General features: G+C 67.8%; 21 protein-coding genes. 9 read left to right on the forward strand and 12 right to left on the reverse strand.

Annotation, left to right across the window (positions count from 1 at the left end):
- The first annotated feature begins 67 nt into the window (after nucleotides 1–67).
- Nucleotides 68–379 carry a ribosome assembly RNA-binding protein YhbY gene (gene yhbY / locus RA210_RS16220; RefSeq protein WP_136490477.1) on the forward strand — a complete coding sequence of 104 codons (312 nt, stop codon included), beginning with the start codon at nucleotides 68–70 and terminating at the stop codon, nucleotides 377–379.
- A gap of 38 nt (nucleotides 380–417) precedes the next feature.
- Here yhbY and RA210_RS16225 read toward each other — a convergent pair whose 3' ends face one another.
- From RA210_RS16225 to grpE, 8 genes are all read right to left on the reverse strand, one after another.
- Complete coding sequence (locus tag RA210_RS16225; RefSeq protein ID WP_136490478.1) at nucleotides 418–819, reverse strand: DUF4149 domain-containing protein; 402 nt, start codon at nucleotides 817–819, stop codon at nucleotides 418–420.
- Between the two features lie 16 nt (nucleotides 820–835).
- On the reverse strand, nucleotides 836–1312 hold the full coding sequence (gene greA, locus RA210_RS16230) for a transcription elongation factor GreA (RefSeq protein WP_136490479.1): 477 nt from the start codon (nucleotides 1310–1312) through the stop codon (nucleotides 836–838).
- A complete protein-coding gene (carB, locus tag RA210_RS16235) occupies nucleotides 1309–4530 on the reverse strand; it encodes a carbamoyl-phosphate synthase large subunit (protein ID WP_136490480.1) in 3222 nt (1073 codons plus the stop codon). The genes greA and carB overlap by 4 nt, the downstream gene beginning before the upstream one ends.
- Nucleotides 4531–4566: 36 nt before the next feature.
- Nucleotides 4567–5703: a glutamine-hydrolyzing carbamoyl-phosphate synthase small subunit gene (gene carA, locus RA210_RS16240; protein WP_136490481.1), complete on the reverse strand. Its 1137-nt coding sequence runs from the start codon at nucleotides 5701–5703 to the stop codon at nucleotides 4567–4569.
- 231 nt (nucleotides 5704–5934) lie between these two features.
- Nucleotides 5935–6738: a 4-hydroxy-tetrahydrodipicolinate reductase gene (gene dapB, locus RA210_RS16245; protein ID WP_201487292.1), complete on the reverse strand. Its 804-nt coding sequence runs from the start codon at nucleotides 6736–6738 to the stop codon at nucleotides 5935–5937.
- Nucleotides 6739–6780: 42 nt separating this feature from the next.
- Nucleotides 6781–7908: a molecular chaperone DnaJ gene (gene dnaJ / locus RA210_RS16250; protein ID WP_136490483.1), complete on the reverse strand. Its 1128-nt coding sequence runs from the start codon at nucleotides 7906–7908 to the stop codon at nucleotides 6781–6783.
- 118 nt (nucleotides 7909–8026) lie between these two features.
- Nucleotides 8027–9946, reverse strand: coding sequence for a molecular chaperone DnaK (gene dnaK, locus RA210_RS16255; protein ID WP_136490484.1), 1920 nt, complete (start codon nucleotides 9944–9946; stop codon nucleotides 8027–8029).
- Nucleotides 9947–10066: 120 nt separating this feature from the next.
- The gene (gene grpE, locus RA210_RS16260; RefSeq protein ID WP_201487293.1) at nucleotides 10067–10606 is read right to left on the reverse strand and encodes a nucleotide exchange factor GrpE; all 540 of its coding nucleotides are present in this window, start codon (nucleotides 10604–10606) and stop codon (nucleotides 10067–10069) included.
- 165 nt (nucleotides 10607–10771) lie between these two features.
- Here grpE and recN point away from each other — a divergent pair, with 165 nt between their 5' ends.
- A complete protein-coding gene (gene recN / locus RA210_RS16265; RefSeq protein WP_201487294.1) occupies nucleotides 10772–12445 on the forward strand; it encodes a DNA repair protein RecN in 1674 nt (557 codons plus the stop codon).
- Between the two features lie 65 nt (nucleotides 12446–12510).
- On the opposite strand, the gene fur is transcribed toward recN, so the two are convergent.
- Entirely contained in the window at nucleotides 12511–12915 is a 405-nt protein-coding gene (gene fur, locus RA210_RS16270) for a ferric iron uptake transcriptional regulator (RefSeq protein WP_136490487.1), read from the reverse strand.
- 96 nt (nucleotides 12916–13011) lie between these two features.
- Here fur and RA210_RS16275 point away from each other — a divergent pair, with 96 nt between their 5' ends.
- Nucleotides 13012–13554, forward strand: a complete 543-nt coding sequence (locus RA210_RS16275) for an outer membrane protein assembly factor BamE (protein ID WP_136490488.1) — start codon at nucleotides 13012–13014, stop codon at nucleotides 13552–13554.
- 61 nt (nucleotides 13555–13615) lie between these two features.
- Here the strand turns inward: RA210_RS16275 and RA210_RS16280 are convergent, their stop codons facing one another.
- Complete coding sequence (locus RA210_RS16280; protein WP_136490489.1) at nucleotides 13616–13936, reverse strand: RnfH family protein; 321 nt, start codon at nucleotides 13934–13936, stop codon at nucleotides 13616–13618.
- On the reverse strand, nucleotides 13929–14363 hold the full coding sequence (locus RA210_RS16285) for a type II toxin-antitoxin system RatA family toxin (RefSeq protein ID WP_136490490.1): 435 nt from the start codon (nucleotides 14361–14363) through the stop codon (nucleotides 13929–13931). Before RA210_RS16285 ends, RA210_RS16280 begins: the two co-directional genes overlap by 8 nt.
- Before the next feature lie 116 nt (nucleotides 14364–14479).
- Between RA210_RS16285 and smpB the strand changes: the two genes are divergently transcribed.
- The gene (smpB, locus tag RA210_RS16290; protein ID WP_136490491.1) at nucleotides 14480–14962 is read left to right on the forward strand and encodes an SsrA-binding protein SmpB; all 483 of its coding nucleotides are present in this window, start codon (nucleotides 14480–14482) and stop codon (nucleotides 14960–14962) included.
- Between the two features lie 42 nt (nucleotides 14963–15004).
- On the opposite strand, the gene RA210_RS16295 is transcribed toward smpB, so the two are convergent.
- On the reverse strand, nucleotides 15005–15781 hold the full coding sequence (locus tag RA210_RS16295; protein WP_136490492.1) for a GntR family transcriptional regulator: 777 nt from the start codon (nucleotides 15779–15781) through the stop codon (nucleotides 15005–15007).
- A 298-nt stretch (nucleotides 15782–16079) separates the two neighbouring features.
- Here RA210_RS16295 and RA210_RS16300 point away from each other — a divergent pair, with 298 nt between their 5' ends.
- From RA210_RS16300 to RA210_RS16320, 5 genes are all read left to right on the forward strand, one after another.
- The gene (locus RA210_RS16300) at nucleotides 16080–17777 is read left to right on the forward strand and encodes an L-lactate permease (RefSeq protein ID WP_201487295.1); all 1698 of its coding nucleotides are present in this window, start codon (nucleotides 16080–16082) and stop codon (nucleotides 17775–17777) included.
- 103 nt (nucleotides 17778–17880) lie between these two features.
- Nucleotides 17881–18705 (forward strand): (Fe-S)-binding protein, encoded by an 825-nt coding sequence (locus tag RA210_RS16305; protein WP_136490494.1) that lies wholly within the window; start codon nucleotides 17881–17883, stop codon nucleotides 18703–18705.
- Nucleotides 18702–20150, forward strand: a complete 1449-nt coding sequence (locus RA210_RS16310) for a LutB/LldF family L-lactate oxidation iron-sulfur protein (RefSeq protein WP_201487296.1) — start codon at nucleotides 18702–18704, stop codon at nucleotides 20148–20150. Before RA210_RS16305 ends, RA210_RS16310 begins: the two co-directional genes overlap by 4 nt.
- The gene (locus RA210_RS16315; protein WP_201487297.1) at nucleotides 20150–20821 is read left to right on the forward strand and encodes a LutC/YkgG family protein; all 672 of its coding nucleotides are present in this window, start codon (nucleotides 20150–20152) and stop codon (nucleotides 20819–20821) included. Before RA210_RS16310 ends, RA210_RS16315 begins: the two co-directional genes overlap by 1 nt.
- Nucleotides 20818–23640, forward strand: coding sequence for an FAD-binding and (Fe-S)-binding domain-containing protein (locus RA210_RS16320; RefSeq protein WP_201487298.1), 2823 nt, complete (start codon nucleotides 20818–20820; stop codon nucleotides 23638–23640). Before RA210_RS16315 ends, RA210_RS16320 begins: the two co-directional genes overlap by 4 nt.
- Nucleotides 23641–23835: the final 195 nt, after the last annotated feature.

Consider the following 23835-nt stretch of genomic DNA (forward strand, 5'->3'; position numbering starts at 1 on the left):
GCGGCTCAGGGGACACTCGGGTACACTAGCCGCCGCTTTCAACTGGATCAGACGCAAGGGTCAGATTATGCCGCTCACCAACGAGCAGAAGAAACAGTACAAATCTATCGGCCACCACCTGAATCCGGTATTGATCGTGGCGGAAAACGGGCTGACCGAAGGCGTGCTGGCCGAACTGGAGCGCGCGCTCAACGATCACGAGCTGATCAAGATCAAGTTCGCCCTCACCGAGCGCGATGATCGCCGCGCCCTGATCGACGAGCTGTGCCAGCAGGCACGCTGCGAACTGGTACAGGTCATCGGCAAGATGGCGCTGGTCTACCGCAAGGCGGCCAAGCAGAACCGCCAGCTGTCCAACATCGTGCGCCACGCGCTGTAAGACGCAAACGGGCGCTGCCACCGGCAGCGCCCGTCCCTTCACTGCTCGCCGGGCACCGGCTGCAACACCAGCACCAGGCCGCAGGCCGCCACCGCCATGTAGCAGAACGACTGCCAGCTGCCTCCCGCCAGGCCCAGCCAGGGCCCGACGAAGTAGCCACCCACCAGCAGCAGCACCGCCAGCAGCAGCTGGCCGCGAAAATCCGCCCACAACCCGCGCATCCCCTGTACCTGGGCCAGCACCAGCTTCTGCAGCAGCGCGCAGAAACCGGCGAAGGCCAGCAGCAGCGGAATCAGGCTGGCGGCGATATCCTCCAGCAGCAGCGGCGCCAGACCGTAATGCTCCAGCGCCGGCAGCAGCACGAAATACAGCAGCCACAGGCCGCCGACCCAGAAGGTCTGCGCCAGACGCCAGCTGATGGCGCCGGCGCGCGGCGGCATGCGGGAGCGGAGCGCGTCAGAGATGGCGCACCTCGACGATCTCGTACTCGACCTTGCCGCTCGGGGTCTGCACCACCACCACGTCACCCTCCTCCTTGCCCACCAGGGCGCGGGCGATGGGCGAGCTGACCGAGAGCTTGCCGGCCTTGATGTCAGCCTCGTCGTCGCCGACGATCTGGTAGGTCACGCTCTCGTCGGTGTCGCAGTTGGCGATCTCCACGGTGGTGCCGAAGATCACCTTGCCGGTGTGGGGGATGGCCGTCACGTCGATGATCTGGGCGTTCTGCAGGCGACCTTCGATGTCGCGGATGCGCGCCTCGACCATGCCCTGCTGTTCGCGGGCGGCATGGTATTCGGCGTTTTCCTTCAGGTCACCCAGCTCGCGCGCTTCGGCGATGGCCTGGGTGATCTGCGGGCGCAGCACGGTCTTCAGATGCTTCAGCTCGTCCTCCAGGGCGCGCGCGCCCTGGACGGTCATCGGGAACTTGCTCATGCCTTGATTCCTGCATGGAGATCCTGCAGACGGCGCACGGTCTTCTCGGGACCGAACTTGAGCGCTTCACAGATCGCCTGGCCACCGGCGATGGTGGTGGTGATGCAGATCTTGTGCTGCAGGGCGTTGCGACGGATGGAGAAGGAGTCGGCGATCGACTGACGGCCTTCGGTGGTGTTGATGATCAGATTGACCTCGTCGTTCTTGATCATGTCGACCACGTGCGGACGGCCCTCGGTCACCTTGTTGACGCGGCGCACCGGCAGGCCTTCGGCCTCGATCACCTTGGCGGTACCGGCGGTGGCCACCACTTCGAAACCGAGGTCGATCAGGTCGCGGGCGACCTGGGCGACGAAGCGCTTGTCGTCCTCGCGCACGCTGATGAACGCGGTGCCGCCGGTCGGCAGGATCTCGCTGGCGCCGAGCTGGGCCTTGGCGAAGGCCTCGGCGAAGCTGTCGCCCACGCCCATCACCTCGCCGGTGGACTTCATCTCCGGGCCGAGGATCGGGTCGACGCCGGGGAACTTGGCGAACGGGAACACCGCTTCCTTGACGCTGTAGTACGGCGGGATCACCTCGGCGGTGAAGCCGACTTCCTCGAGGCTCTTGCCGGCCATCACGCGGGCGGCGACCTTGGCCAGCGACTCGCCGACGCACTTGGAGACGAACGGCACGGTACGCGAGGCGCGCGGGTTGACCTCGATGACGTAGATGTCCTCGCCCTGCACGGCCATCTGCACGTTCATCAGGCCGACCACGCCGAGCTCCAGGGCCATCTTCTTGACCTGGCTGCGGATCTCGTCCTGGATGTGCTTGGGCAGCGAGTACGGCGGCAGCGAGCAGGCGGAGTCGCCGGAGTGCACGCCGGCCTGCTCGATGTGCTGCATGATCGCGCCAATCACCACGGTCTGGCCGTCGCACACCGCGTCGATGTCGACCTCGATGGCGCAGTTGAGGAAGTGGTCGAGCAGCACCGGGCTGTCGTTGGACACCTTCACCGCTTCGCGCATGTAGCGCTTGAGTTCTTCTTCCTGGTAGACGATCTCCATCGCCCGGCCGCCCAGCACGTAGGACGGACGCACCACCAGCGGATAGCCGATGACCTTGGAGTGGGCCAGGGCCTCGTCCTCGCTGCGCGCGGTGGCGTTGGCCGGCTGGCGCAGGCCGAGGCGCTGGACCATCTGCTGGAAGCGCTCGCGGTCCTCGGCGCGGTCGATGGCGTCCGGGGTGGTGCCGATGATCGGCACGCCGGCCTCTTCCAGGGCACGGCAGATCTTCAGCGGGGTCTGGCCGCCGAACTGCACGATGACGCCCTTGGGCTGCTCGACGCGGACGATCTCCAGCACGTCCTCCAGGGTCACCGGCTCGAAGTACAGGCGGTCGGAGGTGTCGTAGTCGGTGGAGACGGTTTCCGGGTTGCAGTTGACCATGATGGTCTCGTAGCCGTCTTCGCGCATGGCGAGGGCGGCATGGACGCAGCAGTAGTCGAACTCGATGCCCTGGCCGATGCGGTTCGGACCGCCGCCGAGGATCATGATCTTGTCGCGCGACGACGGGTTGGCCTCGCACTCTTCCTCGTAGGTCGAGTACATGTAGGCGGTGTCGGTGGCGAACTCGGCGGCGCAGGTATCGACGCGCTTGTACACCGGCACGACCTTGAGCTTCTGGCGGTGGCTGCGCAGGTTCTTCTCGGTGACGCCGAGCAGCTTGGCCAGACGGGCGTCGGAGAAGCCCTTGCGCTTGAGCTTCCACATCAGGTCGCGGTCGAGACTGGACAGGCCGAGGGTCTTGACCTGTTCCTCGTCCTTGACCAGGTCCTCGATCTGCACCAGGAACCAGTGGTCGATCTTGGTCAGCGCATAGACGTCGTCGATGCTCAGGCCGGCGCGGAAGGCGTCGGCGACGTACCAGATGCGCTCGGCGCCCGGCACGGTCAGCTCGCGCCTGAGGATGCTCTGGGCATCCGGATCGGTCAGTTCCAGCTTCGGATCGAAGCCGGTGGCGCCGACTTCCAGGCCGCGCAGGGCCTTCTGCACCGACTCCTGGAAGGTGCGACCGATGGCCATCACTTCACCGACCGACTTCATCTGGGTGGTCAGGCGGGCGTCGGCCTTGGGGAACTTCTCGAAGGCGAAGCGCGGGATCTTGGTGACCACGTAGTCGATCGACGGCTCGAAGGAGGCCGGGGTGCGGCCGCCGGTGATGTCGTTGGACAGCTCGTCGAGGGTGTAGCCGACCGCCAGCTTGGCGGCGATCTTGGCGATCGGGAAGCCGGTGGCCTTGGAAGCCAGTGCCGAGGAACGCGACACGCGCGGGTTCATCTCGATCACCACCATGCGGCCGTCCTTCGGGTTGATGCCGAACTGGACGTTGGAGCCGCCGGTTTCCACGCCGATCTCGCGCAGCACCGCCAGCGAGGCGTTGCGCATGATCTGGTATTCCTTGTCGGTCAGGGTCTGCGCCGGCGCGACGGTGATCGAGTCGCCGGTGTGCACGCCCATCGGATCGAAGTTCTCGATGGCACAGACGATGATGCAGTTATCCTTCTTGTCGCGGACCACCTCCATCTCGTATTCCTTCCAGCCGATCAGCGACTCGTCGATCAGCAGCTCGCTGGTCGGCGACAGGTCGAGACCGCGGGTGCAGATTTCCTCGAACTCTTCACGGTTGTAGGCGATGCCGCCACCGGTGCCGCCCATGGTGAACGACGGGCGGATGATGCAGGGGAAGCCGACCTTGTCGAGCACGCCGTAGGCTTCGTCCATGTTGTGGGCGATGCCGGAGCGCGGACAGGCCAGGCCGATGTCGCGCATGGCCTTGTCGAAGCGCGAGCGGTCCTCGGCCTTGTCGATGGTGTCGGCGTTGGCGCCGATCATCTCGACGCCGAACTTGGCCAGCACGCCGTGCTTTTCCAGATCCAGCGCGCAGTTCAGCGCGGTCTGGCCGCCCATGGTCGGCAGCAGGGCGTCGGGACGCTCCTTCTCGATGATCTTGGCCACGGTCTGCCATTTGATCGGCTCGATGTAGGTGGCGTCGGCCATGGCCGGGTCGGTCATGATGGTGGCCGGGTTGGAGTTCACCAGGATGACGCGGAAGCCTTCCTCGCGCAGGGCCTTGCAGGCCTGGGCGCCGGAATAGTCGAACTCGCAGGCCTGGCCGATGACGATGGGGCCGGCGCCGAGGATCAGGATACTTTTAATGTCTGTACGTTTTGGCATGGTCTCTCACACGAATCCGTTGATCTGTCGGCAAACTCAGCGACGCTTGGCCATTTCGGCGATGAAGCGGTCGAACAGCGGGGCCACGTCGTGCGGGCCCGGGCTGGCTTCCGGGTGGCCCTGGAAGCTGAAGGCGACCTTGTCGGTACGCTCGATGCCTTGCAGAGTGCCGTCGAACAGCGATTTGTGGGTGGCGCGCAGGTTGCCCGGCAGGCTGGTCTCGTCGGCGCAGAAGCCGTGGTTCTGGCTGGTGATCATCACCACGCCGCTGTCCAGATCCTGCACCGGGTGGTTGGCGCCGTGGTGGCCGTGGCCCATCTTCATGGTCTTGGCGCCGGAGGCCAGGGCCAGCAGCTGGTGGCCGAGGCAGATGCCGAACACCGGGATCTCGGTCTCCAGCACGTCCTTGATCGCCTGGATGGCGTAGTCGCACGGCTCGGGGTCGCCCGGGCCGTTGGACAGGAACACGCCGTCCGGATTCATCGCCAGCACGGTGCTGGCCGGGGTCTGCGCCGGCACCACGGTCACGCGGCAGCCGCGCGCCACCAGCATGCGCAGGATGTTCAGCTTGACGCCGAAGTCGTAGGCCACCACGTGGTAGGGCAGCTCGCTGGCGGGGATTTCCGGGTGGCTGTCGCTTTCCAGGCTCCACACGCTGGAGCGCCACTCGTAGGTCTCGCTGCAGCTGACCACCTTGGCCAGGTCCATGCCCTTGAGGCCGGGGAAGCTGCGCGCCAGTTCCAGCGCCTTCTCCTCGGTGGCGTCGTCGCCGGCGAGGATGCAGCCGTTCTGCGAGCCCTTCTCGCGCAGGATGCGGGTCAGGCGGCGGGTGTCGATGCCGGCGATGGCGACGGTACCGTGCTCCTTCAGGTAGTCCGGCAGCGACTGCCGGTTGCGCCAGCTGCTGGCCAGCAGCGGCAGGTCGCGGATGATCAGGCCGGCGGCCCACACCTTGTTCGACTCGGCGTCCTCCGGCGTGGTGCCGGTGTTGCCGATGTGCGGGTAGGTCAGAGTGACGATCTGCTGGCAGTAGGAAGGATCGGTGAGAATTTCCTGATAGCCGGTCATGGCGGTGTTGAAGACCACCTCGCCGACGGTCTGGCCGTCAGCGCCGATGGCTTCACCGCGGAAAATGCTGCCGTCGGCAAGCGCGAGTATGGCTGGCTTAGTCAAGAAGACCTCCCGTAGATTGAAGCGGTTCATGCAAATTCAGGTTGCAAAAAAGCGGAATGACGTGAGAACCACATCACCCCGCTTCTTTGTCATATTGCTTGCATGCTCGTAGTGGACACACTAAAGCGGCATTTTAGAGCAAAAATCAGCCAACGGAAAGGGCCGGTCGGCCGGGCGACCGCAGCCCATGCACCCTTGCAGTGCAGGCGACCGCCGGCCGCCGCGGGCCGTTCAGCGCAGATCGAGCACATCCTGCATGTCGTACAGCGCCGGCGCACGCCCTTCCAGCCACAGCGCCGAGCGCACCGCGCCCTTGGCGAAGGTCATCCGACTGGAGGCCTTGTGGGTGATCTCGACCCGCTCGCCGTCGGCGGCGAACAGCACGGTGTGGTCGCCGACCACGTCGCCGGCACGCACGGTGGCGAAGCCGATGGTCTCGCGCTCGCGCGCACCGGTCTGACCCTCGCGGCCGTAGACCGCGACCTTGCGCAGGTCACGCCCCAGGGCGCTGGCCACCACCTCGCCCATGCGCAGGGCGGTGCCGGACGGCGCGTCGACCTTGTGACGGTGATGGGCCTCGATGATCTCGATGTCCACCTCGTCGCCCAGCACGCGCGCCGCGGTATCCAGCAGCTTCAGGCACAGGTTGACGCCGACGCTGAAGTTGGCGGCGAACACGATGGGAATCTCGCGCGCCGCCTCGGCCAGCCGCTGCTTCTCCTCCGGCGTGAAGCCGGTGGTGCCGATGACCATGGCCTTGCCGGCCGCGCGGCAGACTTCGAGATTCTTCAGGGTGACGCTCGGATGGGTGAAGTCGATCAGCACGTCGAAGTCATCCAGCACCTGGGCGAGATCGCTGGCCAGGGCCACGCCAAGGCGGCCGACACCGGCCAGCTCGCCGGCATCGGCGCCGATCAGGCTGCTGTCCGGACGATCCACCGCCGCGCTCAGCACGGCGCCGGGCGCCTGCTGCACCGCCTCGACCAGCGTCTTGCCCATGCGCCCGGCGGCGCCCATCACTGCAATACGTCGCATAACTCTGCTCCGGAGGGCGGCCCGCGCCGCCGTCCTGTTCGGTTAAAGATCGTCGAAGAAGCGCTTCACACCCTCGAACCAGCCACTGGCCTTGGGCGAGTGCGAGCTGTCGCCCTGCAGGGTGCTGCGGAACTCCTCGAGCAGTTCGCGCTGGCGCTTGTCCAGGTTGACCGGGGTCTCCACCACCACCCGGCACATCAGGTCGCCGGCCCCGCCGCCACGCACCGGGGTCACCCCCTTGCCGCGCAGGCGGAACAGCTTGCCGGTCTGGGTCGCCTCGGGGATCTTCAGCTTGACCCGGCCGTCGAGGGTCGGCACCTCGAGCTCGCCGCCCAGCGCCGCATCGGCGAAGCTGATCGGTACTTCGCAGTACAGGTGCTTGCCGTCGCGCTGGAAGATCGCATGTTCGCGCACATTGACCACGACGTACAGGTCGCCGGACGGGCCGCCCAGGGTTCCGGCCTCGCCCTCGCCGGACAGACGGATGCGGTCGCCACTGTCGACGCCGGCCGGCACCTTGACCGACAGGGTCTTGTGCTCCTCGACGCGCCCCTGACCGTGGCAGCTGCCGCAGGGATCGGAAATCATCTTGCCGCTGCCGTGGCAGCGCGGGCAGGCCTGCTGCACCGAGAAGAAGCCCTGCTGCATGCGCACCTGGCCGACGCCACCACAGGTGGTGCAGGTCACCGGCGAGCTGCCCTTCTTGGCGCCGCTGCCGTCGCAGGTCTTGCACGCCACCAGGGTCGGCACGCGGATGGTCACCGTGGTGCCGCGCACCGCCTCCTCGAGGTCCAGCTCGAGGGTGTAGCGCAGGTCGCTGCCGCGCTGCGGGCCACCGCGCGCACCGCCGCGCCCACCACCGAAGAAGTCGCTGAACACGTCGCCGAAGATGTCGGAGAAGTTGGCGCCACCGGCACCGAAGCCGGCACCGCCACCCATGCTCGGATCGACCCCGGCATGGCCGTACTGGTCGTAGGACGCACGCTTGCTGGCGTCGGAGAGCACCTCGTAGGCCTCGTTGGCCTCCTTGAATTTCTCCTCGGCCGCCTTGTCGTCGGGATTGCGGTCGGGGTGATACTTCATCGCCAGGCGACGGTAGGCCTTCTTCAGCTCTGCCTCGCTGGCGCCGCGCTCGACGCCGAGCACCTCGTAATAGTCACGTTTTGCCATGGATCTCGTGCACTCCGGTTTCATCTTCCCCAGACACGCCGACGCGGGAGCAAGCTCCCGCGCGGCGGTTCAGGCCCGCCGCAGGGGCGGCAGGCCGGGGCGGAAGCAAGCGTGACGCTTACTTGTTGTCCTTGACCTCTTCGAACTCGGCGTCGACCACGTCGTCGCCGGGCGCCTTGTCCTGCTTGGCGCCGCCGCCCTGCTGGGTGGCGTCTTGGGCCTGCTCGGCGTACAGCTTCTGCGCCAGCGGCGCGGACGCCGCGGACAGGGCGTTGATCTTGGCCTCGATGGTCGCCTTGTCGTCGCCCTTCACGGCCGCTTCCAGCTCGCCCAGCGCGGTCTCGATGGCCGCCTTCTCCTCGGCGGTCGCCTTGTCGCCGGCCTCGGTGACCATCTTGCGGGTGGCGTGCACCAGCTGGTCGCCCTGGTTGCGCGCGGCGACCAGTTCCTCGAACTTGCGGTCTTCCTCGGCGTTGGCCTCGGCGTCGCGGACCATCTGCTGGATCTCTTCCTCGGACAGGCCGGAGTTGGCCTTGATCACGATGGACTGCTGCTTGCCGGTGGCCTTGTCCTTGGCGGACACGTGCAGGATGCCGTTGGCGTCGATGTCGAAGGTGACCTCGATCTGCGGCACGCCGCGCGGCGCCGGCGGGATGTCGGCGAGGTCGAAGCGGCCCAGCGACTTGTTCTGCCCGGCCTGCTTGCGCTCGCCCTGCAGCACGTGGATGGTCACCGCGCTCTGGTTGTCGTCGGCGGTGGAGAACACCTGCGACTTCTTGGTCGGGATAGTGGTGTTCTTCTCGATCAGCGCGGTCATCACCCCGCCCAGGGTCTCGATGCCCAGGGTCAGCGGGGAGACGTCGAGCAGCAGCACGTCCTTGACGTCGCCGGCCAGCACGGCGCCCTGGATGGCGGCGCCCATGGCCACGGCCTCGTCCGGGTTGACGTCCTTGCGCGGCTCCTTGCCGAAGAACTCGGCGACCTTCTGCTGCACCATCGGCATGCGGGTCTGGCCGCCGACCAGGATCACCTCGTCGATCTTGCCGGCGTCGATGCCGGCGTCCTTCAGGGCGATGCGGCACGGCTCGATGGTGCGCGCGACCAGGTCCTCGACCAGCGCTTCCAGCTTGGCGCGAGAGATCTTCACGTTGAGGTGCTTGGGACCGGTGGCGTCGGCGGTGATGTACGGCAGGTTGACGTCGGTCTGCTGGCTGGAGGACAGCTCGATCTTGGCCTTCTCGGCGGCTTCCTTCAGGCGCTGCATGGCCAGCGGGTCGCCCTTGAGGTCGATGCCGCTTTCCTTCCTGAACTCGTCGACGAGGTAGTCGATCAGGCGCATGTCGAAGTCTTCGCCACCGAGGAAGGTGTCGCCGTTGGTGGCCAGCACCTCGAACTGGTGCTCGCCGTCGACCTCGGCGATCTCGATCACCGACACGTCGAAGGTGCCGCCACCCAGGTCGTAGACGATGATGGTGTGGTCGCCCTTGGCCTTGTCCATGCCGTAGGCCAGCGCCGCGGCGGTCGGCTCGTTGATGATGCGCTTGACGTCGAGGCCGGCGATGCGGCCGGCGTCCTTGGTGGCCTGGCGCTGGCTGTCGTTGAAGTAGGCCGGCACGGTGATCACCGCCTCGGTGACCGCCTCGCCGAGGTAGTCCTCGGCGGTCTTCTTCATCTTCTTCAGCACTTCGGCGCTGATCTGCGGCGGCGCCATCTTCTGGCCCTTCACTTCCACCCAGGCGTCGCCGTTGTCGGCCTTGGCGATCTTGTAGGGCACCAGCTTGATGTCCTTCTGCACCACGTCCTCTTCGAAGCGACGGCCGATCAGGCGCTTCACCGCGAACAGGGTGTTGTGCGGGTTGGTGACGGCCTGGCGCTTGGCGCTCTGACCGACCAGGATCTCGCCGTCGTTGGTGTAGGCGATGATCGACGGGGTGGTGCGCGCACCTTCGGCGTTCTCGATCACCTTGGCGACGCCGTTCTCCAGAACGGACACGCAGGAGTTGGTGGTGCCCAGGTCGATACCGATGATTTTGCCCATATTCACTCTCCCGAAACTTGGATTCCGGCAGCCGCACGGCGGCTGCCCGGATGACTCAGATGCTTGGCACTACAGATGGGGATGCCCCGACGGCTTTCAAGGGCATTCCCGGCGATTGGTTCATTCGGCCTTGCTGACCACCACCATGGCCGGGCGCAGCAGCCGACCGTTGAGCAGGTAGCCCTTCTGGAACACCTTGAGCACGCTGCCCGGCTCGACGCTGTCGCTCGGCTGCATGGCCATCGCCTGGTGGTGCTCGGGGTTGAACGGCTCGCCGTGCGGGTCGAGCGCCTCGACCTGGTAGCGCTTGAGGGTGTCGTGGAAGGCCTTGAGGGTCAGCTCCATGCCCTCGCGCATCGGGCGCAGCGCCTCGTCGGCCGGATCGGACAGCTCGAGGCCGCGCTCCAGGCTGTCGACCACCAGCAGCAGGTCTCCGGCGAACTTCTCCAGGGCGAACTTGTGCGCCTTCTCGACGTCCTGCTCGGCGCGGCGGCGCACGTTCTGCAGTTCGGCAACGGCGCGCAGGGCCTGGTCACGGGCCTCGGCCAGCTGCTCCTCGAGCGCCTGCACGCGCTGCGCCAGGTCTTCGCCGGCGGCGGTTGCCTCGCCCTGCACCTCGGCCTCGGGGCCCTGCGGATCAAGCTTCTGTTCGTCAGCCATGGATGTCTCCTTGAAAACAACGGTCGGGCGCTGCCCGCGATTCAGCCCGCTATATGGGGGCGCCCGCGCCGGCTTCAAGGGGGATTGCCGTCGCAAAGTGGACTACTGTATAAATCAACACATACTGTACAAATACACAGACAACCACCCGCGAGGTCCCGCGCCATGCTCGCGCACCTGTCGATCCGCAACTACGCCATCGTCGAGCAGCTCGATCTCGAGCTGCGCCCCGGCATGAGCGTCATCACCGGCGAGACCGGCGCCGGCAAGTCGATCATGCTCGACGCCCTCGGCCTGGCGCTGGGCGATCGCGCCGACAGCGGCGTGGTGCGCCCCGGCGCCGACAAGGCCGACATCCTCGCCAGCTTCGAGCTCGGCGAGATCGCCGAGGCCCGCCAGTGGCTGGCCGAACGCGACCTGGACAACGACGGCCCGTGCATCCTGCGCCGGGTGATCACCGTCGAAGGCCGCTCGCGCGCCTACATCAACGGCACGCCCTGCCCGCTCGGCGACCTGAAGAGCCTCGGCGAGCTGCTGATCGACATCCACAGCCAGCACGAGCACCAGTCGCTGCTCAAGCCCGACACCCACCGCCGCCTGCTCGACGCCTACGCCGGCGCCGGCGAACTGGCGCGCCAGGTGCAGCTGGCCGCCCAGCGCTGGCGGCAGACGCGCAGCGAACTGCAGCGCCTGAGCCAGAGCAGCGAGGAGCAGCGCGCCCGCCAGCAGCTGCTCAGCTACCAGCTCGAGGAGCTGGACAACCTCACCCTCGGCGCCGGCGAGCTGGAAGCGCTGGAACAGGAGCAGCGCACCCTGGGCAACGCCGAGGCGCTGCTCGGCGCCTGCCGCCAGGTCATCGACATCTGCAGCGAGAACGACGGCGGCACCGTGCTGGGCAGCCTGCGCTGCAGCGTGCAGCGTCTCTCCGCCGGCCAGGGCCAGCCGGCGGCACTGGAGGAAGCGATCACCCTGCTGGCCAGCGCGCAGATCCAGGTCGAGGAGGCGGTGAGCAGCCTCAACCGCTTCATCGACCACTTCGACGCCGACCCGCGCCGCCTGCAGCAGGTCGAGGAGCGCCTGGACAGCATCTACAGCCTGGCGCGCAAGCACCGCGTGCAGCCGGCCGAACTGGCCGAACTGCAGCAGCGCCTGCGCGACGAGCTGGCCGGACTGCATGCCGGCGACGAAGCCATCGAGCGACTCGGCGAGGAGCTGGCGGCGTACGCCCGCCACTACCAGGAACGGGCCGGCGAACTGAGCGCACGGCGCCGCGACGCCGCCGGTCGCCTGGCCGCTGCGGTGGAAACGGAAATGCAGCGCCTGGGCATGCCCGGCGGGCGCTTCGCCATCGCCCTGCAGCCGCAGGCCGGCGAGGAACCGCAGCCGCACGGCCAGGAGCAGGTGGAGTTCCAGGTCAGCGCCAACCCCGGCCAGCCGCTGAAGAACATCGCCAGGGTCGCCTCCGGCGGCGAGCTGTCGCGCATCAGCCTGGCCATCCAGGTGATCACCGCGCAGACCTCGCGCACCCCGACCCTGGTGTTCGACGAAGTCGACGTCGGCATCGGCGGCCCCACCGCCGAAGTGGTCGGCCAGCTGCTGCGCCGCCTGGGCGAGCGCGGCCAGGTGATCACCGTCACCCACCTGCCGCAGGTCGCCGCCCAGGGCCATCAGCACCTGTTCGTGCACAAGCAGCGCGGCAGCGACGCGACGCGCACCGCAGTCGCGGTGCTCGGACCGCACCAGCGCATCGAGGAAGTGGCACGCATGCTCGGCGGCCTCGATCTGACCCGCGAGTCTCTGGCCCACGCCCGCAAGATGATCACCAGCGCCCGGACCTGAAACAGCGCCCCCCACAAACGACAAGGGCGACCCCGCGGGGTCGCCCTTGTCGTCCGGTCCGGACCTCAGTCCTTCTTGCGCACGTAGAGCACCAGATTGTGGTCGACCAGTTCGTAACCGTGCTGGGCGGCGATCTCACGCTGCAGCTTCTCGATCTGCGGATCTATGAATTCGATCACCTCGCCGCTGTCGACGTTGATCATGTGGTCGTGGTGGGCACCGTCGGACAGCTCGAACACCGCATGGCCGCCGTCGAAGTTGTGGCGCTCCACCAGGCCGGCCGCCTCGAACTGGGTCAGCACCCGGTAGACGGTGGCCAGACCGACGTCCTCGCCAGCCTCCATCAGCGCCTTGTACACATCCTCGGCGCTCATGTGACGGTTATCGGAAGAGTCCAGCATCTGCAGGATCTTGATCCGGGGCAGGGTGACCTTGAGGCCGACTTTGCGCAGTTCGTTGTTTTCAACCATGTTCAGCTTTCTCGCGGGGGAGCGCTTCGCAGCCCCCCTCAATGCGGGTATGATCCCGTTTCTGTTGCCCGCCAAGATAGTGGAAGAGACCCACCGATGCAAAAAGCCAAGCTCATGCTGACCGGCCTCACCTTCCTGGGACTTGCAGCACTCGCCGGCTGTTCGTTTCCGGGGGTGTACAAGATCGATATCCAGCAGGGCAACGTGGTTACTCAGGACATGATAGACCAGTTGCGCCCCGGAATGACCCGGCGCCAGGTGCGGTTTATCATGGGCAACCCGCTGATCACAGATACCTTCCACGCCAACCGCTGGGACTACCTGTACAGCATCCAGCCCGGCGGCGGCGCGCGCCAGCAGGAGCGCATCAGCCTGATGTTCGACGGCAACGACCAGCTGGTCGGCCTGTCCGGCGACTTCATGCCCGGCCAGAGCCGCGACGAGGCCATTCTCGGCAGCGACAGCGATACCCAGGTGGTCGAGCAGGCTCCGACCGAAGGCACTCGCCCCGCAGCGCCCGAAGTCGTCGAACCCACCCCGGCAGCCGGCTCGCTGCTCGAGCAGATCCAGCGCGAAGTCGACGAGACCAAGGCAGTGCCGGTGCCGACGCCCGCGCCGCTGGATGTCGACGCCGAGTGAACCCCCCGGCGCAGATAGCAGAACGCCCGAGACCTGTCTCGGGCGTTTGCGTTTACGGGCGTCAGGCGTCCTCGCCGCCCTTGGCCCTGGCCACCTTGGCCGCGCGCTGCTTGCGCGCCTCCTTGGGATCGGCGATCAGCGGCCGGTAGATTTCCACCCGCTCGCCTTCCTCCAGCACCCGCTCCTCCGGCCTGGGCACCGCCTTGCCGAAGATGCCCATGGGCGCGCTGGCCACATCCAGGCCGGGAAAGAACGCGGCGATCCCCGAGCGCTCGGCGGCCTCGCGCATGCTGGTACCACGCGGCACGCTGAGGCGCAGCAGTTTCTGCCTGTCGGCGAGGGCGTAGACCACCTCCACCGCGATGCTGTCCGGCTTATCCATACAGCTGCCTGGCTCTCTGGCAGAAGGCGTCGACCATGGTGGTCGCCGCCTGGTTGAACAACGGCCCGAGGGTGGCCTTGACCAGCGCCCCGGAGTAGTCGAAGGTCAGGTCAAGGGTGATCTTGCAGGCGCTGTCGCTCAGCGCCTGGAACTGCCACAGGCCGTACAGGGCGCTGAACGGCCCCTGCTCCAGCTTCATCTCGATCGACTCGCCCGGCACCAGGGTATTGCAGGTGGTGAACTGCTGGCTGATCCCGGCACGCCCCACCTTGAGGGTGGCGCGCATGCGCGTCGGGCCGCTCTCCAGCACCTCGGTCGCCGAGCACCAGGGCAGGAACTGCGGATAGCTGGCCACGTCGTTGACCAGGTCATACAGCGCCTGCGCCGGATAGGGCAGCAGGGCCGAACGTTGGATGTGCGTGCTCATGCAGGACTCGCCGGAAAATATCCGCGCATTGTCCGGATTTCGCCGGCACGGCTCAAGCGCCACACCGCGCGAGACGCATGGCGCTGCGCGCGGCAAGTCCCTATAATGCGCGGCCTATGGCTAAACAGAAAAAACACCCCGCCGGCACCATCGCCCTCAACAAGAAGGCGTTGCACGACTATCACATCGACCAGCGCTTCGAGGCGGGCATCGCCCTCGCAGGCTGGGAGATCAAGAGCCTGCGCGCCGGCAAGGGCCAGCTCACCGACAGCTACGTGCTGCTCAAGGACGGCGAGGCCTGGCTGTTCGGCAGCCACATCACTCCGCTGAACGCCGCAAGCACCCACGTCATCGCCGACCCGACGCGCACCCGCAAGCTGCTGCTGCACAAGCAGGAACTGGGCAAGCTGTTCGGCGCCGTGCAGCAGAAGGGCTACGCCTGCGTCGCCCTCGCCCTGTACTGGAAGAAGCACCTGGTCAAGTGCGAGATCGCCCTGGCCAAGGGCAAGAAGGAATTCGACAAGCGCGCCGTGGCGAAGGAGCGCGACTCCGACCGCGAGATCCAGCGCGCCATCCGCAGCAAGGGCAAGGACGACTGAGCCTGCCCGGCGCCGCCCTCCGCGGTCGGCGCCAGCCCCTGCCTAGCCCTCCGGCAAGCCCTGCCGGCGCCGCGCCCGCGCCTCGCGCCGTGCCTCCTGCTGCACCTCGGCCAGCACCTCCTGCACGTAGTGGATGTGCCGGCTGGAAATCGCCCGCGCGTCCTCGGCGCGCCCCTCGACGATCGCCTCGTACAGCTCGCGGTGCTGACGCATCAGCATCTCGCGGGTCTCGCCGCGCTGCGCGTACATGCCGCCGATATTGGTCACCACGTTTCGCTTGAGCAGGTCGAACAGCCCCTTGATAGTGTGCAGCAGCACGGCGTTGTGGCTGGCCTCGGCGATCGCCAGGTGGAAGCTGGCGTCGGCCAGCCCCTCCTCCGCCCCACCGCCCGGCCGCGACGCCGCATAGCAGGCCTGCAGGCGCTCGAAGGCCTCGCGCAGGCGCGCGTGGTCGACCGGCGTGGCGCGCTGCGCGGCGTAGTAGGCGCAGGCGCCCTCCAGGGTGTGGCGGAACTCCAGCAGGTCGCGCTGCGCCTCGCTGCTGGTCTCCAGCAGCTGCAGCAGCGGATCGCTGAAGGTCGCGCCGAGCGCCTCGGCAACAAAGGTGCCACCACCCTGGCGGCTGACCAGCAGACCACGTGCCGCCAGCTTCTGGATCGCCTCGCGCAGCGAGGGCCGCGACACGCCGAACTGCTCGGCCAGCGCGCGCTCCGGCGGCAGGCGCTCGCCGGACTTGAGCGAGCCCTCGAGGATCATCGCCTCGAGGCGCTCGACGATGTCATCCGACAGACGGCGCTGCCGAACCGGACCGAATCCCATTGCTCCCCTCTCCACTGGTTTGACCACCAAACGCCCGCCCCATCGGGGCGGCCGGCAAGCCTAGCGCCGTCGGCGCCAACCTTACAGAGCGGCGCCGCCCGACGAAAGTCGTAGCGGGGTGAATTGACAGCATCCCCGCTGACTTTTTAACCTGACCGGCGCCGCCTGTAAATTGGTATTACCAATTCAGGCCAACAAGTCCAAGAACCGGCCAACGAGGTCCAGCCATGTCTGCTCCGCTCGCCCGTTACACCCTGTCCACCTGCCTGCGCACCGCGCGCTGATCCGAGGTATCGCCATGCAACCCGGAATCCTTGCGCTGCTCGCCTTCTCCCCGATCCTGCTCGCCGCCATCCTGCTGGTCGGCCTGCGCTGGCCGGCCAAGCGCGCCATGCCGCTGGTCTACCTGCTCACCGCCGGCATCGGCCTGTACGTGTGGGACATGAGCCTCAACCGCGTGCTCGCCTCCACCGTGCAGGGCCTGATCATCACCATCGGCGTGCTGTGGATCATCTTCGGCGCCATCCTGCTGCTCAATACCCTCAAGCACTCCGGCGGCATCACCGCGATCCGCGCCGGCTTCGCCACCATCAGCCCCGACCGCCGCATCCAGGCCATCATCATCGCCTGGCTGTTCGGCTGCTTCATCGAGGGCGCCTCCGGCTTCGGCACCCCGGCGGCCATCGCCGCGCCGCTGCTGGTGGCCATCGGCTTCCCGGCGCTGGCCGCGGTACTGCTCGGCATGCTGGTGCAGAGCACCCCGGTGTCCTTCGGCGCGGTCGGCACGCCGATCATCATCGGCGTCAACAGCGGCCTGGACACCGCCAGCCTCGGCGCGCGCCTGGTCGAGCAGGGCTCCAGCTGGGAGCAGTTCCTGCAGCTGATCACCAGCAACGTGGCGATCATCCACGCCACCGTCGGCACCCTGATGCCGCTGATCATGGTGCTGATGCTGACCCGCTTCTTCGGCAAGGAGAAGAGCTGGAAGGCCGGCTTCGAGGTGCTGCCGTTCGCCATCTTCGGCGGCCTGGCCTTCACCCTGCCCTACGTCGCCACCGGCGTGCTCCTCGGTCCGGAGTTCCCCTCGCTGGCCGGCGGGCTGATTGGTCTGGCCATTGTCACCACCGCCGCCCACTTCGGCTTCCTGGTACCGAAGAAGACCTGGGACTTCGCCGATGCCAAGGACTGGCCGAGCGAGTGGCTGGGCAGCGTGGAGATGAAGCTCGACAGCCTCACCCAGCGCCCGATGAGCACCCTGCGCGCCTGGCTGCCCTACGTGCTGGTCGGCGCCCTGCTGGTGATCAGCCGGGTGTTCCCGGAAGTCGGCGCCGCGCTCAAGTCGGTAGTGCTGGTATTCCCCGACCTGCTCGGCGAGAAGGGCATCAAGGCCGACTTCATGCCGCTGTACCTGCCGGGCGGCATCCTGGTCGCCGTGGTCATCGCCACCTTCTTCCTGCACGGCATGAAGCTGCGCGAGCTGACCGCCGCGGTCGGCGAGTCGAGCAAGGTGCTGCTCGGCGCCGGCTTCGTGCTGCTGTTCACCGTGCCGATGGTGCGCATCCTGATCAACTCCGGGGTCAACGCCGCCGAGCTGCCGAGCATGCCGATCGCCATGGCGCAGTGGGTGGCCGACAGCGTCGGCGGCATCTACCCGCTGCTGGCGCCGAGCGTCGGCGCCCTGGGCGCCTTCATCGCCGGCTCCAACACGGTGAGCAACATGATGCTCAGCCAGTTCCAGTTCGGCGTGGCCGAGACCCTCGGCATCTCCGGCGCGCTGATCGTCGCCGTGCAAGCCATCGGCGCCGCCGCCGGCAACATGGTGGCGATCCACAACGTGGTGGCCGCCTCGGCCACCGTCGGCCTGCTCGGCCGCGAGGGCACCACCCTGCGCAAGACCGTGTGGCCGACCTTCTACTACGTGCTGTTCACCGGCCTGATCGCCCTGTTCGCGATCTACGTGCTCGGCGTCAGCGACCCGCTGGTGGTCGCCCGCTGACCGGCAACCGCCGATCGTGCGAAATCCGCCTGCGCGCGGATTTCGCCGTTGCCGCCCCCTGTATATAAGCTGGATGGACAACCGGCCCAACCGGAGCCCCGCCATGAGCGACCTGTTCTACAACGCCGCGCCCAACGCCACCCGCGTGGCGCCGCCGCTGCCGACGCCGCGCCAGTACCCGGCGCACAAGCCGGCCAACGTCTACCTGTTCGGCACCTGCGTGCTCGACCTGTTCTTCCCCGAGGCCGGGATGGACGCCATCCGCCTGCTCGAGCGCGAGGGCATCCGCGTGCACTTCCCGCAGGGGCAGAGCTGCTGCGGCCAGCCGGCCTACACCTCCGGCTACACCGACGAGGCCCGCGAGGTGGCGCGCGCCCAGCTCGCCCTGTTCGAACAGGACTGGCCGCTGGTGGTGCCGTCAGGCTCCTGCGCCGGGATGATCCGCCACCACTACGCCGAGCTGTTCAAGGACGAGCCGGCCACCCTCGCCCGCGCCCAGGCGCTGGCCGAGCGCACCTTCGAACTGGCCGAGTTCCTCCTCTATATCTGCAAGGTCGAGCTGCAGGACCAGGGCGCGCCGACCAGGATCGCCCTGCACACCTCCTGCTCGGCGCGCCGCGAGATGAACACCCACCTGCACGGCCGCGCCCTGCTCGCCCAGCTGACCAGGGTCGAGCGCGTCGACCACGACCACGAGAGCGAGTGCTGCGGCTTCGGCGGCACCTTCAGCGTGCGCATGCCGGACATCTCCGGCGCCATGGTCGCCGACAAGACCCGCGCCCTGCAGGAAACCGGCGCCGCCCAGGTGGTCAGCGCCGACTGCGGCTGCCTGCTCAACATCAACGGCGCCTTCGAGAAGCAGAACGCATCGCTGCGCGGCCAGCACCTGGCCAGCTTCCTCTGGCAGCGCACCGGAGGTGCCCGATGAACAGCCAGGTCCGCATCCCCGCGGTGGAGATTCCCAGCCGCGAACTCAAGCACAACGCCCACGCCGCCCTCGGCGACGCCCAGCTGCGCGGCAACATGCGCAAGGCCATGGACTCGCTGATGGCCAAGCGCCTGGCGTCGATGCCCGACGAGCACGAGCGCGAGCACCTGCGCGAGATGGGCAACCACGTGCGTGCCCGCGCGCTGTCGCAGCTGCCCGAGCTGCTCGAGCGGCTGGAAGCCAACCTGACCCGCAACGGTGTGAAGGTGCACTGGGCGGAGACGGTGGACGAGGCCAACGCCATCGTCCTGTCGATCATCCGCGCCCACGAGGCGCGGCAAGTGATCAAGGGCAAGTCGATGGTCAGCGAAGAGATGGACATGAACCATGTGCTGGAAGCCGAGGGCATCGAGGCCCTGGAGTCCGACATGGGCGAGTACATCATCCAGCTCGATCACGAGAAGCCCACCCACATCATCATGCCGGCGATCCACAAGAACGCCCGGCAGGTCGCCGACCTGTTCCACGACCGGCTCGGCGAACCCTATACCGAAGACGTCGACCAGTTGATCCAGACCGGTCGGCGTGTGCTGCGCAAGAAGTTCTTCGAGGCCGACATCGGCGTCTCCGGGGTCAACTTCGCGGTGGCCGAGACCGGCACCCTGCTGCTGGTGGAGAACGAGGGCAACGGCCGCATGTCGACCACCGTGCCGCCGGTGCATATCGCCGTCACCGGGATAGAAAAAGTCGTCGAGAACCTGCGCGACGTGGTGCCGCTGCTGTCGCTCTTGACCCGCTCGGCGCTCGGCCAGGGCATCACCACCTACGTCAACATGATCTCCGGGCCGCGCAAGGCCGACGAGCTGGACGGCCCGCAGGAAGTCCACCTGGTGCTGCTCGACAACGGCCGCAGCCAGGCCTTCGCCGACGGCGAACTGCGCCAGACCCTCAACTGCATCCGCTGCGGCGCCTGCATGAACCACTGCCCGGTGTACACCCGCATCGGCGGCCAGGCCTACGGCACCGTGTATCCGGGGCCGATCGGCAAGATCATCTCGCCGCACCTGATGGGCCTGGAGAACACTCCGGACCACCCGTCGGCGTCCTCACTGTGCGGCGCCTGCGGCGAGGTCTGCCCGGTGAAGATCCCGATCCCCGCGCTGCTGCGCCGCCTGCGCGAGGAGAACGTCAAGAGTCCGGACGCCCCGCACCGGGTGATGCGCGGCCAGGGCAGCAAGTACTCGGCCGGCGAACGCCTGCTGTGGAAGGGCTGGCGGCTGCTCAACACCTCGCCGCTGCTGTACCGCACCTTCGGCTTCTTCGCCACCCGCCTGCGCGGCCTGACGCCGAACCAGCTCGGCCCGTGGACGCAGAACCACAGCGCACCGAAACCCGCCGCCCGCTCGCTGCACGAGCTGGCCCGCGAGCACCTGGAGGGCAAGTGATGTCTGCCAAAGCCAATATCCTCGCCAAGCTGCGCAGGAGCCTCGAAGGCACCCGCCCGCTCGCCGACGACTACGACGTGAGCCTGGTGACCGAGCCGTGGCGCTACCCGGCCGGCGAGCGCGTCAACCGCCTGCGCCAACTGATGGAAGCGGTGCACACCGAGACCCACCTGACCACCACGACCGAGTGGCCGGCGCTGGTCGAGCGGCTGCTCGCCGACAAACAACTGCCCAGCCTGCTGATCGCCCCGGGCACCGCCCACGGCGCCCAGCTGGCCGCGCACTTCGCAGGCCGCGACGGGCTGCCGGCGCTCAAGGCCTACGACCGCCCGGTGGAGGCGTGGAAGGCCGAGCTGTTCGATGACACCCCGGCCAGTCTGACCGGCACCCTCGGCGCCATCGCCGCCACCGGCACCCTGATCCTCTGGCCGGACCGCCACGAGCCGCGCCTGATGAGCCTGGTGCCGCCGGTGCACTTCGCCCTGCTCAGGGCCAGCACGATCCGCGACAACCTCTACGAGGTGATGCAGGAACAGCAGTGGGCCGCCGGCATGCCGACCAACGCCCTGCTGGTGTCCGGGCCGTCGAAGACCGCCGACATCGAGCAGGTGCTGGCCTACGGCGCCCACGGACCCAAGGACCTGATCGTGCTGATCCTGGAGGACGCATGAGTCTGCCGGCCGCCTTCCTGTCCGCCGTCGAGCGACTGATCCCGCGCGAGCGGCGCTTCGACGACCCGCTGTCCACCCTGGCCTTCGGCACCGACGCCAGCTTCTACCGGCTGATCCCCCAGCTGGTGCTGCGCGTCGAATCCGAAGCCGAGGTGGTCGAGCTGCTCAGACTGGCCCATGCCGAGCGCGTGGCGGTGACCTTCCGCGCCGCCGGCACCAGCCTGTCCGGCCAGGCGATCAGCGATTCGGTGCTGATCGTGCTCGGCGACAACTGGAACGGCCGCGAGATCCGCGGCGGCGGCGCGCAGATCCGCCTGCAGCCGGGGGTGATCGGCGCCCAGGCCAACGCCGTGCTGGCGCCGCTGCAGCGCAAGATCGGTCCGGACCCGGCGTCGATCAACGCGGCGAAGATCGGCGGCATCGTCGCCAACAATTCCAGCGGCATGTGCTGCGGCACCGCGCAGAACAGCTACAAGACCCTCGCCGGCCTGCGCCTGGTGCTGGCCGACGGCACCGTGGTGGACAGCGAGGATGCGGCCAGCGTGCGCGCCTTCAGGCAGAGCCACGCCACGCTGCTGGCCGAGCTGGCCGAGCTGGGCCGGCAGACCCGTGCCAACACGGCGCTGGCCGACAGGATCCGTCACAAGTACCGGCTGAAGAACACCACCGGCTTCTCGCTCAACGCGCTCATCGACTACGACGACCCGCTGGACATCCTCAACCACCTGATGGTCGGCTCGGAGGGCACCCTGGGCTTCATCAGCGCGGTGACCTACGACACCGTGCCGGACTACCCGCACAAGGCCAGCGCGCTGATCGTGTTCCCCGACGTGGCGAACTGCTGCCGCGCCGTGCCGGTGCTGCGCCAGCAGCCGGTGTCCGCCGTCGAGCTGCTCGACCGGCGCAGCCTGCGCTCGGTGGAGAACATGAAGGGCATGCCGGCGTGGGTCAGGGAGCTGTCCGCCGGCGCCTGCGCGCTGCTGATCGAGTCGCGCGCCGCCAGCCAGAGCCTGCTGCACGAGCAGATCGCGCAAATCATGGCGTCCATCGCCGGCTTCCCGGTGGAAAAGCAGGTCGACTTCAGCGAGGACCCGGTGGTCTACAACCAGCTGTGGAAGATCCGCAAGGACACCTTCCCGGCGGTCGGCGCGGTGCGCCGTACCGGCACCACGGTGATCATCGAGGACGTCACCTTCCCGGTCGAACAGCTGGCCGAGGGCGTCAACCGCCTGCTGGCGCTGCTGGACAAGCACCGCTACGACGAGGCGATCATCTTCGGCCATGCGCTGGAGGGCAACCTGCACTTCGTGTTCACCCAGGGCTTCGACAGCGACGCGGAGAAGGCCCGCTACGAGGCGTTCATGCAGGACGTCGCCCAACTGGTGGCGGTGGAGTTCGGCGGCGCGCTGAAGGCCGAGCATGGCACCGGGCGCAACATGGCGCCCTTCGTCGAGCTGGAGTGGGGCGAAGAGGCCTACCAGCTGATGTGGAAGATCAAGCGCCTGCTCGACCCGCGCGGCATCCTCAACCCCGACGTGGTGCTCTCCGAGGATCCCGAGATCCACCTGAAGAACCTCAAGCCGCTGCCGGCCGCCGACGAGATCGTCGACAAGTGCATCGAGTGCGGCTTCTGCGAGCCGGTCTGCCCGTCGCGCGGCCTGACCCTGACCCCGCGCCAGCGCATCGTCATCTGGCGCGACATCCAGGCCAGGAAGCGCGCCGGCATCGACACCAGCGAGCTGGAGCGCGCCTACCGCTACCACGGCCTCGACACCTGCGCCGCCACCGGCCTGTGCGCGCAGCGCTGCCCGGTGGGGATCAACACCGGCGACCTGGTGCGCAAGCTGCGCGCCGCCGAGGCGGATCACCCGGGCACCGCGACCTGGCTGGCCGGACACTTCGCCAGCGCGCTCAAGGGCACCCGCCTGACCCTGGCCGCCGCCGACACGGCGCGCCGCCTGCTCGGCGCGCCGCGCCTGGCCGCGCTGAGCGCCGGTCTGCGCCGGCTGTCCGGCGAGCGCCTGCCGCAGTGGACCGCCGCCATGCCGCAGCCGGTGCGCCTGCAGTTGCCGGCCGCGCCGCAACAGACGGAAAAGCCGCGGGTGGTGTATCTGGCCGCCTGCGTGTCGCGCGCCATGGGCCCGGCGGCCGGCGACGCCGAGCAGACGCCGCTGCTCGACAAGACCCGCGCCCTGCTGGAGAAGGCCGGCTTCGCCGTGGTGTTCCCGGACAACCTGGACAACCTGTGCTGCGGCCAGCCGTTCGCCTCCAAGGGCTATCCCGAGCAGGCCGAGGCCAAGCGCCGCGAGCTGCTCGACGCGCTGCTCGAGGCCAGTCGCGGCGGCCTCGACCCGATCTACTGCGACACCAGCCCGTGCACCCTGCGCCTGGTGCAGGATCTTGCCGACGAGCGCCTGCAGATCTTCGATCCGGTGAAGTTCATCCGCGAGCAGCTGCTCGACCGCCTGGAGTTCGTCCCGCAGGCCGAGCCGGTGGCGGTGCACGTCACCTGCAGCACCCAGCACCTGGGCGAGGCGCAGGGGCTGATCGACATCGTCGGCCGCTGCACCCGCCAGGTGGTGGTGCCGGAAGGCATCCACTGCTGCGGCTTCGCCGGCGACAAGGGCTTCAACCAGCCGGAGCTCAATGCCCACGCGCTGCGCTCGCTGCAGGACGCCGTGCAGCAGTGCAGTGAAGGGGTGTCCACCAGCCGCACCTGCGAGATCGGCCTGTCGCAGCATTCCGGCATCGACTACCACGGCCTGGTCTATCTGGTGGACCGGGTCACCCGGGCCAGAGTCCCCGGACAGGCGGTCTGAGCCCGACACGCTTCAAGCTCGTACCATGGCACGTTCGACCCCGCTTCGGCGGGGTCTTTTTTTACCCTGCCTGCGACACCAGGTCGCATTATTGCCAGCCCCGCAAGAGACCCTTCCAAGGGATGAATTTACTTGTCCGGATAACCGGCATAGAATTGCAAAAATTTATTGCAAGCTGCGACACAGTGCCGCATT

Origin of the sequence: Pseudomonas sp. OF001 (assembly GCF_904426495.1) — a bacterium.
Lineage (GTDB): Bacteria > Pseudomonadota > Gammaproteobacteria > Pseudomonadales > Pseudomonadaceae > Geopseudomonas.

What these genes read in the sequence shown, in the direction of transcription:
- yhbY (WP_136490477.1), top strand. Translation starts at nt 68, where the DNA reads ATGCCGCTCACCAACGAGCAGAAGAAACAGTACAAATCTATCGGCCAC.
- RA210_RS16225 (WP_136490478.1), bottom strand. Translation starts at nt 819, where the DNA reads ATGCCGCCGCGCGCCGGCGCCATCAGCTGGCGTCTGGCGCAGACCTTC.
- greA (WP_136490479.1), bottom strand. Translation starts at nt 1,312, where the DNA reads ATGAGCAAGTTCCCGATGACCGTCCAGGGCGCGCGCGCCCTGGAGGAC.
- carB (WP_136490480.1), bottom strand. Translation starts at nt 4,530, where the DNA reads ATGCCAAAACGTACAGACATTAAAAGTATCCTGATCCTCGGCGCCGGC.
- dapB (WP_201487292.1), bottom strand. Translation starts at nt 6,738, where the DNA reads ATGCGACGTATTGCAGTGATGGGCGCCGCCGGGCGCATGGGCAAGACG.
- dnaJ (WP_136490483.1), bottom strand. Translation starts at nt 7,908, where the DNA reads ATGGCAAAACGTGACTATTACGAGGTGCTCGGCGTCGAGCGCGGCGCC.
- dnaK (WP_136490484.1), bottom strand. Translation starts at nt 9,946, where the DNA reads ATGGGCAAAATCATCGGTATCGACCTGGGCACCACCAACTCCTGCGTG.
- grpE (WP_201487293.1), bottom strand. Translation starts at nt 10,606, where the DNA reads ATGGCTGACGAACAGAAGCTTGATCCGCAGGGCCCCGAGGCCGAGGTG.
- recN (WP_201487294.1), top strand. Translation starts at nt 10,772, where the DNA reads ATGCTCGCGCACCTGTCGATCCGCAACTACGCCATCGTCGAGCAGCTC.
- fur (WP_136490487.1), bottom strand. Translation starts at nt 12,915, where the DNA reads ATGGTTGAAAACAACGAACTGCGCAAAGTCGGCCTCAAGGTCACCCTG.
- RA210_RS16275 (WP_136490488.1), top strand. Translation starts at nt 13,012, where the DNA reads ATGCAAAAAGCCAAGCTCATGCTGACCGGCCTCACCTTCCTGGGACTT.
- RA210_RS16280 (WP_136490489.1), bottom strand. Translation starts at nt 13,936, where the DNA reads ATGGATAAGCCGGACAGCATCGCGGTGGAGGTGGTCTACGCCCTCGCC.
- RA210_RS16285 (WP_136490490.1), bottom strand. Translation starts at nt 14,363, where the DNA reads ATGAGCACGCACATCCAACGTTCGGCCCTGCTGCCCTATCCGGCGCAG.
- smpB (WP_136490491.1), top strand. Translation starts at nt 14,480, where the DNA reads ATGGCTAAACAGAAAAAACACCCCGCCGGCACCATCGCCCTCAACAAG.
- RA210_RS16295 (WP_136490492.1), bottom strand. Translation starts at nt 15,781, where the DNA reads ATGGGATTCGGTCCGGTTCGGCAGCGCCGTCTGTCGGATGACATCGTC.
- RA210_RS16300 (WP_201487295.1), top strand. Translation starts at nt 16,080, where the DNA reads ATGCAACCCGGAATCCTTGCGCTGCTCGCCTTCTCCCCGATCCTGCTC.
- RA210_RS16305 (WP_136490494.1), top strand. Translation starts at nt 17,881, where the DNA reads ATGAGCGACCTGTTCTACAACGCCGCGCCCAACGCCACCCGCGTGGCG.
- RA210_RS16310 (WP_201487296.1), top strand. Translation starts at nt 18,702, where the DNA reads ATGAACAGCCAGGTCCGCATCCCCGCGGTGGAGATTCCCAGCCGCGAA.
- RA210_RS16315 (WP_201487297.1), top strand. Translation starts at nt 20,150, where the DNA reads ATGTCTGCCAAAGCCAATATCCTCGCCAAGCTGCGCAGGAGCCTCGAA.
- RA210_RS16320 (WP_201487298.1), top strand. Translation starts at nt 20,818, where the DNA reads ATGAGTCTGCCGGCCGCCTTCCTGTCCGCCGTCGAGCGACTGATCCCG.